The organism is Salinimicrobium oceani, assembly GCF_012037645.1.
Genome location: NZ_JAAVJR010001084.1, coordinates 1 through 362 on the forward strand (window position 1 = coordinate 1; position 362 = coordinate 362).

1 protein-coding gene is annotated in these 362 nt (G+C 43.6%); it reads left to right on the top strand.

Annotated elements, in window-relative coordinates; genetic code table 11:
- Positions 1 to 362: PDDEXK family nuclease (locus HC175_RS20890; protein WP_479685254.1), on the top strand; the 362-nt coding region annotated here is incomplete at both ends.

Sequence of the window (362 nt, forward strand, 5' to 3'; positions counted from 1 at the left end):
ACAAAGTCGAAGTTGGAAAGGTCGTACAGGGCGCCTGTGTTCCTCATGAGATCGATGTCATTGCAGTAAGAGGAGAAAAGAAGCTGTTCATTGAATGCAAATTTCATGGAGAACAGGGTAGGAACTGCAATGTTAAAATTCCTCTTTACATTCATGCCCGCTTTGAGGATATAAAGAAGCACACCCCTCAAAAAGGGGAAATCAACCAGTTCTTTAATGAGGGCTGGGTCGTAACCAATACCAGGTTCACAAAAGATGCCGTACAATACAGTCATTGTGTAGGCCTGCAGCTGTTAAGCTGGGATTTCCCAAAAGGACACGGTCTTAAGGATCGCATAGACCATTTAGGACTCTATCCAATT